Here is an 18750-nt window from a genome sequence, read left to right as displayed (position 1 = left end):
ATATTGTCGAAAGTTGTAGAGATTTCCCCAACCACAAGACATGAGGGACACTCCAAGCTGACGCTCAAGGTCAACGACCAGGGCATCATCGAGACCGGTAACTGGTGTTCCATTACCCCGGTCCGTGGAGTTGAGAAGCTTGCCGTGGGTAAGACCCCCGAGCAGGTCCCCAAGATTGCATCCCGTGTCTGTGGTATCTGTCCGATTGCCCACAACCTCGCGGCTACCGAAGCAATGGAAGCATCCATCAAGTGTGAGATCCCCCGGGACGCACTGATGCTCCGTCACATCCTTCAGCTCGCAAACCGTGCGCACAGCATTGCACTGCACGATATCCTGATCCTGCCCGACCTTTACCTTCCGGGCACTGAAGTGAAGATCAACCCGTTCACGGCAGAAGAGCCGGTGCGCAGCGTTGCAAAGCGCATCCAGCGCATCCGTGAGATCGGCCAGACCATCGGCCAGATCGCCGGCGGCGACTGCATCCACCCGCGGAACACCCGCATTGGTGGTATGTACCGGAACGTGTCGGAACTGGCAAAGACCAAGATGTACGACCTCGCGAAGGAAGGACTTGTCCTTGCTCACGCCCAGTCTGACTTCATGATCGCAGTCCTGCGCAACTACCAGGCACGCGAGCACGTCGATGTCGGCGGCATGAAGGTTCCGCTCCCCAAGACCCTCGGTTACCATGACCAGGGCTACCTTGCAACCCACGCGTTCTACGGCTCCTCAAGCCTTGACGAATGCCCCAGCTGGGACATCCGCAGGTTCAAGGAAGTCAGGCCGTGGGACTGGTACATGGGCGAGATGACCGTGGACCTCGAAGAGCCCCGCTACCCGATTGGCGGCACCACCAAGGTTGGCACCAAGGTCAACCCCCAGATGGAAGCCTGCACCGGTATCCCGATGTACGACGGCCAGCCCGTTGAAGTCGGCCCCCGCGCCCGCCTTGTCAAGTACAAGAACTTTGACGAGAAGGGTACCGTTGCCCAGAACATTGCCCGTGAGATGGAATACCAGGACTGCTTCTACGAGATGATCGACTGCCTTGACGAGCTCAACACCGCCGGCAAGGTTGTAGCAGACTACATCCCCGACGGCGACGGCTCCCTCGGCTGGGCATCCAACGAAGCCCCCCGTGGAACCGATGTCCACATGGCACGCGTCAAGGACTGGAAGGTCCAGTACTTCAGCATGCTTGTCCCGACCACCTGGAACTTCGCAACCTGCAGCGCCGCCCTCAAGGGCGCACCCTGGCAGCTTGCCGAAGTTATCATGCGCGGGTACGACCCCTGTGTATCATGTGCAACCCACATGATCGTAGTGGACGAGGACAACAAGGTAGTGGCTCAGAAGCTCATCCAGTGAGTGTAACCTGATGCTGTATCCGGAGATCGTGATAGCAGGGTGTGGAAACCCCCTGTTCGCCGATGACGGCTTTGGCCCGGCAGTAATCGAAGAGATGGAAAAACTCTCACTTCCCGACAATGTAATGATAGTAGATGCGGGCCTTGGCGGCCCCCACTTTATTTTTACCCTGCTCGACCCGGAAGTGACGAAGAAACTCGTCATCGTCGATATTGCCGATTATGGGGCAGAGCCGGGGTCCGTTACCAAACTCCGTGTCGAGGACCTGCCGCCGGGTGCGTATCGTGATGCCCATTCGTGGGATCTCACCGAGCCGCTCCAGCGTATCAAAGACCGGGTTGACATTACGGTCATCGGGTGCCAGCCGGCACGGGTTACCGCTCCTGAATTCGAGATCGGCCTTTCTGACGAAGTGCAGAAAGCAATTCCGAAGACGATTCGGGTGATACTGGAAACTATAGGAGTGGATTATGGGACTACTATCAATCTTCAAGAAGGACGCCAGCGCGGAACCGCAGAAACCTGCAGCTCCGGTAAAAGCCGCTAGCGTAGCACCAAAAGCAGCAGAAACTAAAAAGGAGGTTAAGCCTGTGGCAGACAAGATTTCATTAGGCTACACCCACCTCAGTGGGTGCACTGGTTGTACTGTGGCATTAGCAGACAACTATGCCGGATTATTAACGCTCCTCGACAAGTACGTCGACCTTAAGTACATGCCAACACTTGCAGACGCAAGGCACGTCCAGAAGGTAGATGTATCGTTCGTTGAGGGTTCAGTCTGTATTAACGACAAACTCGCAGTAGAGGAACTCAAGGAAACCCGTGAGAAGTCAACCATCGTAGTCGCCCTCGGCGGCTGCGCATGCTATGGCAACATCACCCGGTTCTCCCGCGGTGGCCAGCAGAACCAGCCCGGACACGAGGCATTCCTGCCCATCGGCGACCTGATCAAGGTGGACGTATACATCCCCGGATGCGCACCAACCCCCCAGATGATCAGGAACGTCGCGGTCATGGCATACCTGCTCCTCAAGGGAACCAAGGAACAAAAGGACCTCGCAACTGCATTCCTCAAGCCGCTCATGACAATGGCACAGGGATGCGAGGCATGCTCCTGCGACATCATGACCACCGTCATCAACCAGGGTCTCTGTATGGGATGCGGTACCTGTGCAGCATCCTGCCCGGTCAACGCCATCACTATGGAGTACGGCAAGCCCCAGCTTGAGCGCGATCTGTGCATCAAGTGCGGAGCCTGTGTTGCACAGTGTCCGCGGAGCTGGTTCAGCTTTGATGTTGTCGAGAACTATGAGGCGATCAACGAGGCCATAATGGCGGCACTCCAGTAAGGTGATTGAAATGGGAGCAGAACTCGGTAAATACAAATCAGTCGTCTCAGCCAGGAGCACCGACAAGGAGCTTCTCAAGTACGCACAGGATGGCGGTATTGTCAGCCAGCTCTTTGCATTCGCACTTGACGAAGGCATTATTGACGGCGCAATCGTTGCAGCAAGCAAGGAGTTTGCGGCAAAGAATCCATCCAAGGTCATCATCGACAGCACCAACTTCGATATGATCGAGCCCTGGAGACCGATCCCCGCGATCGTCAGCACCAAGGCTGAACTGCTTGCAGCAGCAGGCACCAAGTACAACATCTGCCCGAACGTTGCACTCCTCAAGGAAGCAACCCGGAGCTTCGGCCTGGACAAGATTGGTATCGTTGGCACCCCGTGCCAGATGCAGGCAGTCCGCAAGGCTCAGCTCTACCCCATCGGTATGAGGGACGTCGGCGCAAGCATTGCACTCGCAGTCGGTATCTTCTGCATGGAGAACTTCCCCTACCAGGGTATCCTCCAGCTCGTGGAAGACCACGCGGCAATGAAGCTCGAATCCGTCAAGAAGATGGAGATCGGCAAGGGTAAGTTCTGGGTATACGGCAAGCGCGGACAGGTCGTCCAGCTTCCGCTCAAGGCAACCCACAAGTACGAGCAGCCCGGCTGCCACGTCTGCCTTGACTATGTCTCAAACCTCGGTGACATCTCCACCGGATCCGTCGGCAGCCCCGACGGCTGGAGCACCGTCTTTGTCAGGTCAAAGATCGGTGACTCGGTCTGGGCCAAGGCAATGGCAGCAGGCGTCTTTGAGACCCAGCCTATGGAGAAGGTCAAGCCCGGCCTTGAACTCGTGTCCAAGCTCGCAAACGAGAAGATCACGAAGAACAGGGCAACTCTTGAGGCCCGCAAGACCTTCGGTGTCGGCAAGGCACTCAGGAACCCCTACATCTAATTTTTTTCTTTTTTGTTAACCGTTACCGGACCCGGGTCATAGGAAGAACGTAGTTCTTCACAGGGTTGAATTGCAAAAAGATGCAGCTGACGCAAAACACCTCCGGGTCTCTGTTCCGGAACGATCGACCCGGACCCAGAGAAGAGTTCTCTTTTTTCAAAGGTAGTGGGGGGATCTGCCGGATACCCCCCCAGCACCATCAGGTGCAGCCTCATCCACCAGTTCACCGTCATTTCCCGACGTAACTTCATGATCCGCAGAGCATCCGGCAACCCCCCATCCAGAAAAATTTTGGGTCGCAACGGGGGGTGTCAACCATACCCCCCCTGGCATGGGGAGGGGGGGTATGATCGATTTGAAACGCAAAGGGGTGGGGGGTCTCATGGATACCCCCCTCCTCAAAATTGGGATGTACGCATTATTGCACGCGTTTTTTTAAGCGAAGCCCGTGGCAGGATCACGGCGGAGGGAGTGATAGTGTTACCTACTCAAATCCGATCAGGGGGGGTCTGATCCGGCCAAACGGGGGGAGGGGTCTCGCTGATACCCCCCCACCCCCATGCAGGGGGGGTATGATTGATTTGAAATGCAAAAGGGGGATGGGGTATACCGGGAAAGGGTATGGAATCGATTATTCCTCAATCTGTCAGGCCAGCACAGACTGACATGAAAAACAGACGAATCGGTGAACGTTCCCGTCAACACGGTTTTACATAAGATCCATAATCATCTGCATTTTTGTTTCGGGAGATCCACCGTCAGTGCTGGTATAAATGGTATTCAGGAGGTCACAGGCACCAGACCCAGAGGTTCCATACGTTCACCCACCAGAGCATCGCGATGAGCGCAACTACGACGACCGTGTAGTGCACCCGGTGAGGGAGCGTCCAGTACTTCTCCTTCCATACAGGGATGGCAAGGATCGTTGCCCCCACGGTCAGGATAGCGGCAATGACAGGCAGGGTCAGTACAAGCGCGAGGGTTGCTGGTATCGACTGACCGAAGAGGTAGGTCATGATCAGCGCCGGGTCGCCGGCAACCTGCGGCAACAGGAAGAAGACAAACGCCAGCAGGACGATAGCTCCCATCCCGGCAATCCCGCGTGAAACCCCGGCAGACAGGGGCCCCTGCGGCTCCGGAATCGCATAGGCGCGGCGGAAGAGGAAGAGGAGCGGCCAGAGAAGAACCGTTGCCAGCAGGCAGCCGGCTGCCGTCTTAAGGGAGTCCTGGAACTGCGGGGTTGCATACCAGGGCACGCGCTCGTAAAGGACGGTGGGATCGTTGGCGTAACTGAACCGGTCCGCAGTCCCATCAGGGGCGATGTGAAAGATGAGATTTCCCGAAGCCATCGGGGACCCGTCAGCAGGGGTGAATATGTCCGGGCTGGCCTGGACGAACACCTTTGCAATGCTGTCGGATGTAACCTGAAGGGTGGCGTCAGATGGTGCCGATACATCGATCGGCAGCTCAGTAGTAAGATATTTCTCGAACCGATCCATGTTCCGCCGGGTGGTGATATAGCTCCCCGCGTACTTCTGCAGGCCGGGTGTACCTGCCGAAATGTTCTGGAACGTCTTCGCAGATTCAGCCGGGTAATAGTGGTCCATAAAAGCGGTCATCAGCGCGGCCCGGGCATGGCTTCCCCCGACACTGTTGTAGGAGACAAAGTACCCGGCCTGCTGGTCCGGAAGGAGGACCAGCGCCGCGTGGAAGAGACTGGTGTCGCCGTCATGGACGACCAGCCGCTTGTTGTTGACAAACTCCTCGTAGAACCCGAGGCACATCCCGGCGGCTCGCGGATCGTTCGTGAACGCCTGTGCATGCATCTGGGATGCGGTCTTCCCGGAAAGGATCGTTATGTTCCTGTACGTGCCATTCTCCAGGTGGGCGAGCATGAACTTCGCCATATCAGGAGCCGTGGAACTGAGTCCCCCGGCCGGGCCGGTGATGATAATTAAGTCGTCGGAACGGACATTCGCGCCGCCATCATTCGTGTACGCGTTTGTATGCTGCGACGGGGTATCCTTCGCAAGATCCGCACAAAGGACGGTATCGTTCATGGCAAGCGGTGAGAGAATGCGCGACCCGATATACTGGTCGTACGGCATTCCCGACACGTTCTCGACAATGACTCCCGCAAGCGTTGCCCCGTAATTGGAATAGGAGGTCACCGCCCCGGGAGGATAGATCCGCGCCGGGATATTGTTCGCACAATAGTCGTGGAAAGAGACGATATCCGGATCGTCCACTGCCGCAAGGTGCCGGGTCTGCTCTTCAAACCCTGCCGTATGGGTCAGAAGGTGGCGCAGGGTAACTGGCTGCCCGGGATAGGTATCAGGAATTTTGAAATCCTTCAGGTACGTGTTGACGTCGGCGTCAAGGTCGATCTTCCCTTCGTCGGCAAGCTGCATCACCGCGGTCCAGGTGAAGAGTTTGGTAATGGAACCGACCCGGAACTTTGTCGTGGTACCGTTAACCGCCGTGCGGTTCCCGAGATCGCTGTAGCCGTACCCCTTCACCAGGACAACCCTCCCGTCTCTGACAACCGCCACGGTTGCCCCGGGGACATTGTACTGTGCTAGGTTGGCCGGCATGACTTGGTCGAAGAAGGCCTCCACTTCCGCCGGATCGGACGGGCCGGTCGTGGCAGCATCCACAGGAACAGGGAGCGCTGATACCGTCAGGATGATGATAAGAAGGCCGCAGAGGAAGGGGATCCACTTCATACAGAAGTATCATTTCCTTCTTTTCCTGATAAGATTCCCGTTTTGTTTCAATCGCCTTCTCCTGCGGCCGTTCGTAAGGGAAGAAAAAACGCAGGATGATTTACTATCGGAGACCGTGGAGCAGGTCGCGCTGGTGAAAGGGAACGACGTGGCTTATCCGGATCCCGCGCCAAACCAGAATATTTAACATTCCGGTACCGAAATTTTCTTTCAGGTGCATACGTTTGCAGGAAACGCCCCTTCGCTTCATCCCCCTCCTGGTCCTCATTGCAGCCTTCCTGGTTATCGCCGGGTGCACGCAGCCGGCACCGGCAGCCATACACGCCACGCCACACCCGTCTGAAGGGGCGGGTGCTCCCCCGGCACAGGTCAGCGCCGATCTCCAGCACATCATTGATACCGGTGTCAGGAACACGGGTATCCCCGGCCTCCAGGTCGGGATTGCAACCCCGTCCTGGACCTGGGAGTCCGCGGCAGGGAATGCATCGATGATCACCGGAGAGCCGGCGCGACCCGGCATGAAGTTCTTCATCGCCAGCGTATCCAAGACGTTCACGAGCATCGCTGTGCAGAAGCTTGCAGAGGAGGGGAAACTCTCCCTTGACGACCCCATAAACCGCTGGCTCGACCCCGCGCTCGTGCAGAAGATCCCGCAGGGCAGCACCATCACCATCCGGCAGCTCCTCCGGCACACGAGCGGCATTGCGGACTATGACGAAGAAACTATCCTCTGGCAGGAACTTGCTGACCCGGCCACGGCGGTCCCCTACGAGACAGGGATCGGGCAGGGGATCAATGCAAGCCCGCTCTTTGCACCGGGAACCGGGTATGAGTACTCGAACGTCAACTACCTCCTCCTGACAAAGATCGTGGACAAAGCCGCGGGAATGCCCTATGAGGAGTACGTAAACCATACCATCTTCCTTCCCGCGGGCCTGCACAACACGACGTTCCACCGTACGAATGCCATCGAAGGTCCCCACATGACGGCAGCGGAACAGATCAACGGCACGACAGAAGATTTCACCGGTATCTATGTCGTCTTCGACCGGGGTGCCGGGGACATCGTGAGTACAACTTCCGACCTCAACCGGTTCCACCGTGCGCTCCGGGAGGGGAAGTTGATCAGCACGGCGTCGCTTGCTGATATGGAACGATCCTCGCCGCAGGCCGCTCAGACTGAGGGAAATATCACCTCAGGCTACGGCCTCGGGTACGGGGTCCGGCACGACGCGGATACGAATATCACCCTTGCCGGGCACAGTGGCAGTTACCCCGGCGCGTTCACCTACTGGTATTACATTCCTGAAACGGATGCCTTCATCACCGTGCACGTGAACACGCAGGTGAATGGTTCCGCCGTGGCAAGCGAGATCTTTTATCCACTCGTCCAGTATATCGGACAGTGACCGGTCAGGGGGATGGACCGGTCACTGTCCGCAGCATCGACATTTCATAAGACTGAAATAACATCGTAAGAAACGGTATGATACGGGTGTTTTGAAATGGATCACCGACTGGCTCAGGCTGTTCTGATCGGGGTTGTTGCCCTGTGCATGGTTACCGCCGGTTGTGTATCATTCAACATCACTATGCCTTCATCGGGCCCGACAAACCCCAATCTGTCACCGGTGAATGCAACCCCCGGGGTTACAGCGACCCTGACAGCATCGCCCATCCCATCCCCGATCCCTACAACCGGACCGGTTTTCAGCAAGAGCCAGCTCAGCCAGCACTTCGAGGATATTGTATTCGGTAATTCCGGCACGGTCCTCAAACGGTGGGAAAAACCGGTCATCAAAGTGGGCATTGCCGGGGATTATACAGGAGAGGACATTGATACCCTGAACAATTTCATCATGCAATTCAACAACGTCTCTGCAACAGCAAAGATAACCCCGGTGTACGAGAGCGAGGACCAGGAACTGACCATCCGGTACGTCCCGCCTTCCTATTTCCGGGCAGTTGACGAGAGCAGTACAAACCTTATCTCACGCAGTCCCGATGGCAGGATCAACTTTGTTGACCAGACCAACAATCTCACCTGGTCACCAAAGAACACGGTCTATCTCGATTCGGAAATCACCGGTGATCGGCGGGAATACTGGCTCCTGCGGGGACTCCTCTTTGACCTGGGTTTCCAGGGAACCGCGGGCAACCCGGACAGTTTCTTCTATTATGCTCCCGTGACCACAAACCTCACCGATATGGACTGGGCTGCGATCAATATGATGTACAGCAGGAAGTTCAGTGCCGGGGACGATCTCAATTCGGTGCGGTCCATACTCCTGTAAGCAGCCAGGCCGGGCATTAAACCTTCCATTACGGAAGGATCCGGTAAATACCGATCTCCGACTCCACCAGACCTGCCAGGAATTCAAGCGAGCTCTCCAGGACATTGCGACACGTGCGATTGAGAGTCAAACGGAGACCGATTATTCCTCATCCGGTTATCGCAAGGGGATGGACATCAGCATGAGATACCAGGGCTCCGGATAATTTCAGGAATTGTCGTGTCCCCGCATAGATATGAACCTGCCCGCAGTTTATGAGGGGTAGCCGGAAAAAAGATAAAAGCCCTATGAACGCCAAGTGATAGTTACGCAACAGATACCAATACACCCGGTATTTTATGGTGAGACAATATGAGCGACGATATGTACCTCGACCAGCAGCCGCTGGGGGCAGTGACCTTTGCAGAGAACCCGGAGCCCCGGTGCCCCTGCCTCTTGCTGCTCGACACATCAGGATCGATGGCCGGCGAAGCAATCGCCGAGCTGAATGCCGGTATCAAGTCATTCTACAATGAACTGCAGGGCGACTCCCTCGCGATAAAGCGGGTCGAGGTCGCACTCCTCTCGTTTGGCCCGGTTCGGATCATCAGCGACTTCAACACCGCGGAATGTTTCTTCGACCCCCTGCTCGAAGCCGAAGGGGATACCCCGATGGGCGAGGCGATCCGGAAAGGAATCGAACTGATCCGGGCCAGGAAGGAACAGTACCGGGCAAACGGCATCTCGTTCTACCGGCCATGGATCTTCCTGATCACCGATGGTGCCCCGACCGACGAGTGGCAGAGCGCTGCAGCGCTTGTCCGCGAAGGCGAGCAGTCAAAGGCATTTGCATTCTTCACGATCGGCGTCAACAAGGCGGACATGAAGATCTTAAAACAGATCTCTGTCCGCGAACCCGTCAAACTCCAGGGCCTGAAGTTCCGGGAGTTCTTCCAGTGGCTCTCCAATTCCATGAAGTCCGCGTCCCGGTCCAATCCCGGCGACCGCATCCAGCTTGCTCCACCGCTTGGCTGGAGCGAGATATGAGATGGAAGATCACGGGATCATCTGTCACGGGAAGATCGCACACGGACCGTGGTGAGACCGGCCAGGACTGCCACCGGGCCGGGTGCATCCGCATCGGGGACAATGAATATTTTATCGGGCTTGTCGCTGATGGAGCCGGAAGCACGACGGACGGTGGCCAGGGAGCGGAGCTCGCGTGCGGGTGCATGAACGACCACATCATCGATGCCCTGCGGAAGAACGGGGATCTCGCAGCCATCACCGATCAGGATATACGGGACTGGGTTACCGCAACGCATGCGGCAATTGAGGCAGAGGCTGAATTGAACAAAAAACGGCCACGTGACTTTGCCTGCACGCTCCTCGGGGCAATCGCCAGCCAGGGAGAGACGATATTCTTCCAGATCGGGGACGGAGCAATCGTAGTGAGTACCGATGGCGGGGAGTACGAGACGGTCTTCTGGCCGGAACAGGGGGAGTACGCCAATACCACGTTCTTTGTCACGGACTCCGGGTTCTCCGATCATCTTGATATCCGCCATTACGGATCTACCCCCGGGGAGATCGCCCTCTTTACTGACGGTCTCCAGACGCTCGCTCTCTCGTTTGCGCAGAAGACGGCTCATGCCGGATTCTTCCGGCCGCTCTTTGAGGCGCTCCGGCAGCACCCGGACAATGGATTCCTCAACTTCTCCAGCCAGCTCAGCGCGTTCCTCACCCGGAACGACGTCTCTGCCCGCAGCGATGACGATAAGACGCTCGTTCTTGCCGTACAGACACCGGATTGATCATGGTCACCGTTCCCCTCACCCACTTTCTCGACAGCCACGGCAATTCCATACGTCTGGGCAAACGCATCGGGAGCGGTGGCGAAGGGGACGTCTTCGAACTCCTGACATCACCGGATACGACCGTTGCAAAGGTGTACCACAAGCCGCTCGATGTGCAGAAGCAGGAGAAACTCCGGCTGATGGCACGGGGATGCAACGATGAACTGAAGGGCATCTCGGCGTGGCCCACGGACGTGCTCTCTACCCGGTCGGGTGGCCCGGTGGTCGGGTTCCTGATGCCGCGGATCGCCGACGCCGAGCCGATCCACAAGGTCTACGGGCCAACGCACCGGAAAGAGACCTTCCCTCACGCGGACTGGCGGTTCCTTGTCCGGGCCGCCAAGAACCTCGCGGCAGCATTCTACGTAATCCACAAGTACGGGTACGTGATCGGGGATGTCAACGAGGGCAACATCCTTGTCAGCGACAAGGCCTGCGTCCGCCTCATCGACTGCGACTCGTTCCAGGTCAGGTCAGATGACTGCCTGTATTACTGCGAGGTGGGCGTTGCACAGTTCACACCGCCGGAACTTCAGAAGTCCACAAACTTCCGGCTCGCGCGATCGGCCAACCATGACAACTTCGGGCTCGCGATCCTGATCTTCCAGCTCCTCTTCCTCGGCCGCCACCCCTTCTCCGGAGTATATTCAGGGAAAGAGGACATGCCTCTCGATAAGGCAATTGCCGAGTTCCGGTTCGCGTACGGCAGGAACGCAGGCCAGAGATCCATGGCGCCCCCGCCCAATTCTGTCGGCCCTGCCATCATACCGGGCCATATTGCCGAACTTTTCGAACTGGCCTTTGCCGAATCCGGGACAAAAAATGGCGGCCGCCCTACGGCAGGTGATTGGTGGGATGTGCTGGATCCCTTTGAGGGCAAGCTCCGGCGCTGCCAGTCCGACGCGGTTCACCATTACTATGTCGGCCTCTCGTCCTGCCCGTGGTGCCGTCTGGAGGAGACATCGGGAGTGTTGATCTTCCTTTCCGCAGACACCATCACAAAGATCGATCTCCGGCGGGAATGGCAGAAGGTGGAGGCGATCCATCCTCCGGGGCCCATCCCGGTGATCACCCCGGACCTGTACCGGTTGCGCCCTGCCCCGCTTGTGCCGGCGGTACGACGTTCGCTCGCATTCCGTAAGTTCCGTCAGGTCATCGGGGTGACTATTGCCCTCAGTTGCCTGGTGTTCGCAATCATTGAGGTGATCACCGATCCCCTTGAGATCCTTCTCCTGGGTATCATCGCCATTGCCCTCTTCTTCCTCCCGGGGATTGAGGATAAGGAGAGGAAGCAGCGGTGGGCTGCACTGGATACGGCCGGGTACATGTGGCGGCTCTGGAGCCGGAAATGGACGGAGGAGGCGGGCGACGAGGCGTTCCTTACCCAGTTGAACCGCCTGAAGGATCTCCGGAATGCCTATGAGGATATCGACCGGCAGTACCGGAGCGGTCTTCTGGCGCTTGAGGGATCGGTGCGGGAACGTCAGATGAACCAGTTCTTAAAAACGCAGCCGGTTGACCGGACTACGCTGCCCCGGCTCGGGGGCGGGCTGCTTGCCACCCTGAAGGCGGGAGGGATCGTCTCCGCAGCAGACGTGACACCGTCAGCCCTGCGGCGTATCCCCCGGCTGGACCCGGGGATTACCGGGGAACTTATCGCATGGCGGGAGCGGCTTGAGAAGGTGTTCCTGTACGATCCCAGCAAGGGCGTTGAGCGATCGGAGATCCGGGCGCTCGTCCACCGTTTCCAGCCCCAGATGCGGCCCGTTGAGCGGGAACTGGTGCAGGGAATCGCACGGCTGTCACGGATCCAGCAGGATGTAAGCAAGAAACGGGTCATGCTCCGTCCATCGGTCGAGAAGAGAGCGCAGGAGCTGGCACAGGCAAAGGCAGACTACCGGATCTTCGAGAGTGCAGTGGAAGAGGCGATCCGACAGGATATCCAGGCCATCAGTAAACGTCTCTTCTCACGGTAGTGTCAGGACTTCCTTAAAAAAATCCCGGGATCACCGGGAACGAGACCTTACACGTCTCCGAGATAGGCAAAGTCAATGTAGCCACGGTGGGGATCCGTACTGAGCAGACGGACGCGGATCTTCTGGCCGACCCGGAGGGTTTGCCCGCCTTCCGTGATCCTGCCTTCGGCCGGTGGGGTCGAAAGCCGGACGTACGTCCCTTTTATGGATGCACCGGTGACAAGCCCCACAAACGTTTCGCCAATCTTATCGCCCAGCAGCACGGCTGCCGCTGCCTTGCGCATGAACCGCTCGGCTTTCTTGGACTGCTTCTCCTGGTTGGTCAGCCAGAGGCAGATATCTTCGAGTTCCTGCACCGTATAGGGGCTCGGCTTCTTGTCGAGAACGGATTTGATGAGCCGCTGGATGACGAGATCCGCGTAACGCCGGTTCGGGGCGGTACCATGGGTGTAATCGGTGACCGCGAGGGCGAAGTGCCCGATCGGCGAGCTTCCGGGCTGGAGCATCGCGTACTCGCCGGGGCCCATCAGCTTGACCACCGTGAGGGAGAGATCGGGGAACCGTTCGGGATCTGCCTCGCGCTGGGCAGTCAGAAACCGCGAGAGTGCCTGCACATCGGGCTGTGACGGAAGATCCTTGCCAAGAGCGGCGGCAACGAGCACGATCCCGTCCCAGTTCTTCGGTGTGCGGACAATACGCTCGATCCGGGGGATTCCCGCATCGGAGAGGAACGCCATCATGGTCCGGTTCGCCGCAACCATGAACTCCTCGATGAGGGAGCGGGCCGCGTTCATCTCCACGACCAGCAGTTCCTTGACGGTGCCATTCTCGTAGATAGCCTGTGCCTCGATCGTCTCAAGGTCCAGAGAGCCCTGTCCGGTCCGGTTCTGCCGCAGTCGCACAGCAGCCTCGTGCTGGAGACGGACCTGTTCCGAAAGCCCGGGCACCGACCTGACACGCTCCGGTTCCGGCCCGGTCCCTTCAAGCCAGGCGCCCACCTGCTCATACACCAGTTTGGCCTTATTCGCCACGAGCGCCCTACGGATGCTGCCGTAGCGGATGTTGCCATCGGCAGGTACCCAGTAATCCACGACCATGGCAGGGCAGTCCTTCCCGGGCAGGAGGGAGGTGATCCCTGCCGAGAGTTTCAAAGGAAGCATGGGGAAGGTGACAACATCGAGATATATCGAAGCCCCGTTATTGGCTGCATGCCGGTCGATCCGGGAGTCTTTGGGCACCCGGATATCCACATCCGCGATGGCGACCTGCACATGAATCTCGCCATTTGCTTCCTTCTCGCAGTACTCCATCTGGTCAAGGTCCATTGAGTCGAAATTGTCAATGGATGACCAGAGCAGGGAACGGTGGTCTTTGATGTCATACCGTGGCCATGTGCGGTCATCCGCGTCAATCGCACTCACCTCCCGCATCACGGCATTCCCGAACTGGGGTTTGAACCCATAATTCTTCATGGCTTCCCATGCAATGGCCACCATGTCGATGGAAGGGCGGCCTCGTTTTAACCGGGGTGTTCTGCTCATGGCTGATGTCCTAGGCAAGTGTTCGGTTCTTCATTTATATCACATGTTCGACCCTGCCATAAGTTTCCGGCACTGGACGGGAATTGTGGTATAATTCATCGGTATTTTTCCAATAAACTGCCGGCGGGTTTATGTAACAAGGAGGTCGTAATCGGATTTGGCATCCCTCAATAAGGAAACTAATACCGTGCTGTCATCCTGCCGGAACCCGGATGAGACGGGATGCAACGGACCGGGCAAATTTCCCGACACATTAATTCTGTAAAAAAGCGATTGAATGGAGGGAGTGCCGGCGGATGTTTACAGTTCTCTATGTGGATGACGAGCCGGATCTTCTCGTCACCGGCCGGATTTTTCTTGAAAAATCAGCGGAATTCAGAGTGATCACCCAGACCTCCGCAGAGGAGGCACTCCAGTCCACCGAAATACAGGATTGCGATGCGATTGTCTCAGATTTCCAGATGCCGGAGATGGACGGGATTGCATTCCTGAAAGCCGTCCGCAGAAAGCACGGCGACCTTCCCTTTATCCTGTTCACCGGCCGTGGCCGGGAAGAGATCGTGATCCAGGCGATCAACAACGGAGCTGACTTCTATCTCCAGAAGGGAGGGGATGTCAAAGCACAGTATGCCGAACTTGCCCACAAGATCCGCCAGGCGATCGCCCGAAGGCAGGCTGAATCCCGTCTCGTGGAGTCGGAGAAACGTCTTGCTGATATCATCAACTTCCTCCCCGATGCCACCTTCGCTATCGACAGGGACGGACAGGTAATTGCCTGGAACCGCGCCATCGTGGAGATGACAGGGGTGCCCGCAGACGCGATGCTGGGGAAAGGCAATCACGATTACTCAATCCCCATCCATGGCGAACGCAGGCTTAGCCTGATCGATATGATAGCCGAACCTGACGAGGTGCTGGCGCAGCACTATACCCATTTCAGCCGCAACGGTGGGATCCTGACCGGGGAGTCCAGAGTTTTCCCCCCGGATGGCAGACCCCGCATACTCATGATAACCGCACGGCTGCTCTACGACCGCCAGAACAGGGTTGCCGGTGCAATCGAATCGCTCCGCGATATCTCCGGCATACGGTCAGCAGAGGAAGCGCTCCGGGCAAGCGAGGAGAAATACCGGCTGGTGGTCGAACACAGCCAGGATGCCATCTATATCCACCGGGATAACCGGCTCCTCTTTGTGAACCGTCGGGCGCAGGAGATCACCGGGTACCCGTATGACGAACTCATGGCAATCCGGCTCTGGGACCTTCTCCACCCCGACGATCGGAATCTCCTGATAAAACAGGCAAACGAGAGGATGGCAGGCCGTAACGTCCCGTCCGGGTTTATCGCACGGCTCATAACAAAGGACGGGCGCGAGCGACCCTGCGAATTTTTCGTTGATATCGTTGTCTACCTGGGTGCGCCGGCTATCCTGGGGATTGCCCGGGACATCACGGTGCGCGAATAACCGGGGCCACGCCCGCGGCCCTGCACCGGCTCACTGCTTGGACTGGTCCCGGGGGAGCGCTGTTCCCCGGGCAGCAGGGCCCTTTGCCCCGAGACCCAGCATCGGATCGCGTTTCTTCCTTTTGTGTTCCCCGTCATCAGGAACCGGGGCCGCAGCCTTATCGAGAAAACATTCGACCGGGTTCTTCCCACCGGGGCATGTCTTGTCCTTAAACTCCCCGCAGTCCTCGCAGGCTGGCACCTGGGTTGGCAACAGCAGGGGGAAGTCGTTCTTCCAGAGGGTTGCATCTATCTTACCCTGTTCGAGAAAACGCTGAATGTGCCGCGCCGTATACTTCATGATCATTCCCTTAGCGCTGGATCCTCATATGCCCTTCTTTTACGGCAGGAGCATATCTGCGGGGATCAGGCAGATTCGGGGTGCCCCGTAAGGTACCACGCCAGGGATACCGAGGGGGAACGATTTCATGCTGAAATACGTCCGTCTGCCGATAGCCGTATGCGTCTGAAAATTACCGATGGGTTATTCCCGCTGTATCTCCTCAAGGAATGCCGGCCCGAATTTTTCCCGCTTGAACTCGCCCACGCCAAAGAGCGCTCCGAACGCGGCCAGGTTCGCAGGCCGGGCAACCGCCATCTCCTGCAGGCTCCGGTCGGGAAAGATCATGTAGGGCGGCACGCCATTGGTATCCGCAATCTCCTTCCGCAGTGCCCTTAAGCGCCGGAAACAATCTTCATCTTTTGGGGTGAGGGAAACCACCGGCTTTACTGCACTCTTCACCGGGCCGGGTTCAGGCACCGGAAGCATCACCCGGCAGCGGCCTTTTATGAGCTCATCGGTCCTGGGGGTACATCGTATCACCGGGTACTTGTCACCCGCACGGGCAAGGAAACCCTGCCGGGCCAGCTCGTTTATCCACGTGCGATACTGCGCCTTGCTGAACTTTTTCCCGGTCCCGTACGTGGCAAGGGTGGAAAGGCCGTACTCCTGGATCTTCGCGCTCTTCGAACCCCGGAGCACGTCAGAGATGAGTTCAATCCCGAAACTCTGGGGCAGCTGCTTTACGCAGGAAGCAATCATCCGGGCTGCATCCGTGCAGTCCACCGTGTCCGGGGGATGATCGCAGGTATCGCACGACCCACAGTTCTCCTCCTGGTACTCCTCCCCGAAGTACGAGAGCAGGAATTTCCGCCGGCAGCCGGTTGTCTCGCAGTACTCCGCCATGTCCTGGAGTTTCTTTAAGGCAATCCGCAGGTGCTGGCTCCCGGTATCGTCGTGTTCGAGCATTGAGCGTACCCGTGCATAGTCCCCCCGGCTGTAGAGCAGGATACACTCGCTGTACTGGCCGTCGCGCCCCGCCCGTCCCGTCTCCTGGTAATATCCTTCAAGGGTCTTGGGCAGGTCGTAGTGGATCACGAACCGCACGTCCGGCTTGTCGATGCCCATCCCGAACGCGACCGTGGCGCAGACCACCTGGACCCGGTCCCGGATGAACGCATCCTGAACCTCTTCACGCTTCTGCTTCGGGAGCCCCGCATGGTACGCGAGCGCGGAAAAACCCCTCTTTTTGAGTTCCCCTGCCACCTCCTCGGTCTCCTTCTTGGAGAGGCAGTAGACGATCCCGGAGTCCTCGCGGTGCTGCCCGAGATAGTCCAGCAGGAAGACCAGCGGGTTCTTCTTCTGGACGACACGGTACCGGAGATTGGTGCGGTTGAAGCTGCCGATGAATTCCCGGGCGCCGTCAAGCAGCAGCTGCTGCCGGATATCCCGTCTGACCTCAGGGACAGCGGTTGCGGTCAGCGCAATGACGGGGACGCCCGGGAACTGTTTCCGGAGCTGGGAGAGCTGCCGGTACTCCGGCCGGAAATTGTGGCCCCATTCCGAGATACAGTGGGCCTCATCGATTGCAATCAGCCGGACCGGGGCCGATGAGATCAGGGTAAGGAAATTCGGCTGCATGCATTTTTCCGGGGAGATAAAGAGGAGCCGCAGACTTCCATCAATAAGTCCAGCCTCGATCCGGACCCGCTCGCGGTAATCGAGCATGCTGTTGAATGCCGCAGCAGGGATACCCCGGGCCTGGAGGTCGTCAACCTGATCCTTCATCAGCGAGATCAGGGGAGAGACAACGAGTGTGAGCCCGGAAAGATACAGGGCGGGCAACTGGTAGCAGAGCGACTTGCCACCGCCCGTTGCCATAATTGCAAGGGTATCGTGGCCATCGAGGACAGACGCGATGATCTCCTCCTGGTGCGGCAGGAAGGCAGACGAGCCCCAGTATTTGTACAGAAGTTCACCCGTACTGACCATAACGTTCTCCCGGAGAATGCCAGTATGAACTGACAGGAAAATAACCGGATAATGGTACGACAGGGAGCGGGAAGAATCCTTTGGAGAGGGCAATGTTCCGATATCCCGACCGGCCGACATCTCCACCGGAACCACAGGGTTTATGCCCGTGCCCCATAAATGCACTAAGGAAGAATATGGCCAGAAAATGCGGCAGCTGTGGTATTCCTGCTCCCGACGGGGAGTCGAAGTTCTGCAACCGGTGCGGATCGGCAATCATCGATGAGCCGGAACCGCAATTCCCGGTCTGCAGTACATGCGGCGCAATGGTTGCCGATCCAGAGGCGCAATTCTGCGACAAGTGCGGCGGACCGATGATCAAAAAGAGCATCACCTGCCCCACCTGCGGGAACCCGGCAATCGATGAAAACTCGAAATTCTGTACCCGGTGCGGCACCACGTTTGAGCAACCTGCGGTCTGTCCCGGCTGCGGATTTCCCATTCCTGATGACAACCAGGCCGTCTTCTGCAACCGGTGCGGATCATCGCTTTATACTACCGTGCAGCCGCCTGCCCCGGCTCCAACTACGGTCATCGCAAAGAAGCGTACGCCACTACCGGTACCCGAAGAGCCCGCCACGAACTGGGATCCCTGGAGCGACGGAAGCCAGGCATATGACACCGGGGTTCCTGCACCAATGGAAGACCCGTACGCGTATCCCCCGACTGCACCTGCAGAACCGGAATACCGGGCACCGCAGGTTCGCGTGCCACCCAAAAAGTACTCCCACCTCCCGTTGATCGCCGACGAACTGAAGGATTACAAAAAATCCCCCTCCGGTTCAGACGAATATTCCGGTTCACCAGGAGAGCGACAGGCAAAAAAGAAGGGTGTGCTCGGGTTCATGAAGAAGTAGATGATCCCCTCAATCACGCCATGACGAACCCGAAAACGTATAACCGCCA

At 57.9% G+C, this 18750-nt stretch carries 15 protein-coding genes; 11 read left to right on the top strand and 4 right to left on the bottom strand.

Going from position 1 to position 18750, the window contains the following annotated elements:
• Positions 1-3: 3 nt before the first annotated feature.
• The 4 genes from frhA to frhB are packed head-to-tail and all read left to right on the top strand — an operon-like array spanning position 4 to position 3657.
• Positions 4-1371 carry a coenzyme F420 hydrogenase subunit alpha gene (frhA, locus tag LUQ43_RS08590; RefSeq protein WP_299966330.1) on the top strand — a complete coding sequence of 456 codons (1368 nt, stop codon included), beginning with the start codon at positions 4-6 and terminating at the stop codon, positions 1369-1371.
• 10 nt (positions 1372-1381) lie between these two features.
• The gene (gene frhD / locus LUQ43_RS08585) at positions 1382-1918 is read left to right on the top strand and encodes a coenzyme F420-reducing hydrogenase, FrhD protein (protein ID WP_299966314.1); all 537 of its coding nucleotides are present in this window, start codon (positions 1382-1384) and stop codon (positions 1916-1918) included.
• 43 nt (positions 1919-1961) lie between these two features.
• Positions 1962-2720: a coenzyme F420 hydrogenase subunit gamma gene (gene frhG, locus LUQ43_RS08580; RefSeq protein WP_299966327.1), complete on the top strand. Its 759-nt coding sequence runs from the start codon at positions 1962-1964 to the stop codon at positions 2718-2720.
• A 10-nt stretch (positions 2721-2730) separates the two neighbouring features.
• Positions 2731-3657, top strand: coding sequence for a coenzyme F420 hydrogenase subunit beta (gene frhB, locus LUQ43_RS08575; protein ID WP_299966311.1), 927 nt, complete (start codon positions 2731-2733; stop codon positions 3655-3657).
• A 788-nt stretch (positions 3658-4445) separates the two neighbouring features.
• On the opposite strand, the gene LUQ43_RS08570 is transcribed toward frhB, so the two are convergent.
• Positions 4446-6383: a serine hydrolase gene (locus tag LUQ43_RS08570; protein WP_299966308.1), complete on the bottom strand. Its 1938-nt coding sequence runs from the start codon at positions 6381-6383 to the stop codon at positions 4446-4448.
• A gap of 224 nt (positions 6384-6607) precedes the next feature.
• On the opposite strand from LUQ43_RS08570, the gene LUQ43_RS08565 reads away from it, so the two are divergent.
• The 5 genes from LUQ43_RS08565 (at position 6608) to LUQ43_RS08545 (ending at position 12488) form a co-directional block, all read left to right on the top strand.
• On the top strand, positions 6608-7792 hold the full coding sequence (locus LUQ43_RS08565; RefSeq protein WP_299966306.1) for a serine hydrolase domain-containing protein: 1185 nt from the start codon (positions 6608-6610) through the stop codon (positions 7790-7792).
• A 96-nt stretch (positions 7793-7888) separates the two neighbouring features.
• Complete coding sequence (locus LUQ43_RS08560; RefSeq protein WP_299966304.1) at positions 7889-8677, top strand: hypothetical protein; 789 nt, start codon at positions 7889-7891, stop codon at positions 8675-8677.
• Between the two features lie 351 nt (positions 8678-9028).
• Positions 9029-9703, top strand: a complete 675-nt coding sequence (locus LUQ43_RS08555; protein ID WP_299966302.1) for a VWA domain-containing protein — start codon at positions 9029-9031, stop codon at positions 9701-9703.
• The gene (locus tag LUQ43_RS08550) at positions 9700-10470 is read left to right on the top strand and encodes a PP2C family serine/threonine-protein phosphatase (protein WP_299966300.1); all 771 of its coding nucleotides are present in this window, start codon (positions 9700-9702) and stop codon (positions 10468-10470) included. The genes LUQ43_RS08555 and LUQ43_RS08550 overlap by 4 nt, the downstream gene beginning before the upstream one ends.
• Before the next feature lie 2 nt (positions 10471-10472).
• A complete protein-coding gene (locus tag LUQ43_RS08545) occupies positions 10473-12488 on the top strand; it encodes a hypothetical protein (RefSeq protein WP_299966298.1) in 2016 nt (671 codons plus the stop codon).
• Positions 12489-12535: 47 nt separating this feature from the next.
• On the opposite strand, the gene LUQ43_RS08540 is transcribed toward LUQ43_RS08545, so the two are convergent.
• Positions 12536-14029 (bottom strand): RNB domain-containing ribonuclease, encoded by a 1494-nt coding sequence (locus LUQ43_RS08540; protein ID WP_299966296.1) that lies wholly within the window; start codon positions 14027-14029, stop codon positions 12536-12538.
• A gap of 296 nt (positions 14030-14325) precedes the next feature.
• On the opposite strand from LUQ43_RS08540, the gene LUQ43_RS08535 reads away from it, so the two are divergent.
• The gene (locus LUQ43_RS08535) at positions 14326-15495 is read left to right on the top strand and encodes a PAS domain S-box protein (RefSeq protein ID WP_299966294.1); all 1170 of its coding nucleotides are present in this window, start codon (positions 14326-14328) and stop codon (positions 15493-15495) included.
• A 30-nt stretch (positions 15496-15525) separates the two neighbouring features.
• Here LUQ43_RS08535 and LUQ43_RS08530 read toward each other — a convergent pair whose 3' ends face one another.
• Together LUQ43_RS08530 and recQ are read right to left on the bottom strand one after the other, a co-directional pair.
• Positions 15526-15834, bottom strand: coding sequence for a hypothetical protein (locus LUQ43_RS08530; protein ID WP_299966292.1), 309 nt, complete (start codon positions 15832-15834; stop codon positions 15526-15528).
• A 183-nt stretch (positions 15835-16017) separates the two neighbouring features.
• Positions 16018-17805 carry a DNA helicase RecQ gene (recQ, locus tag LUQ43_RS08525; RefSeq protein WP_299966290.1) on the bottom strand — a complete coding sequence of 596 codons (1788 nt, stop codon included), beginning with the start codon at positions 17803-17805 and terminating at the stop codon, positions 16018-16020.
• A gap of 176 nt (positions 17806-17981) precedes the next feature.
• Between recQ and LUQ43_RS08520 the strand changes: the two genes are divergently transcribed.
• Complete coding sequence (locus LUQ43_RS08520; protein WP_299966288.1) at positions 17982-18701, top strand: zinc ribbon domain-containing protein; 720 nt, start codon at positions 17982-17984, stop codon at positions 18699-18701.
• The last annotated feature ends 49 nt before the right edge of the window (positions 18702-18750 follow it).

This window comes from Methanoregula sp., from assembly GCF_028679125.1.
In the GTDB taxonomy this organism is placed as follows: domain Archaea; phylum Halobacteriota; class Methanomicrobia; order Methanomicrobiales; family Methanospirillaceae; genus Methanoregula.
Note: the sequence above shows the minus strand (reverse complement) of the source record. Positions and strands in the feature narration are given on the sequence as shown.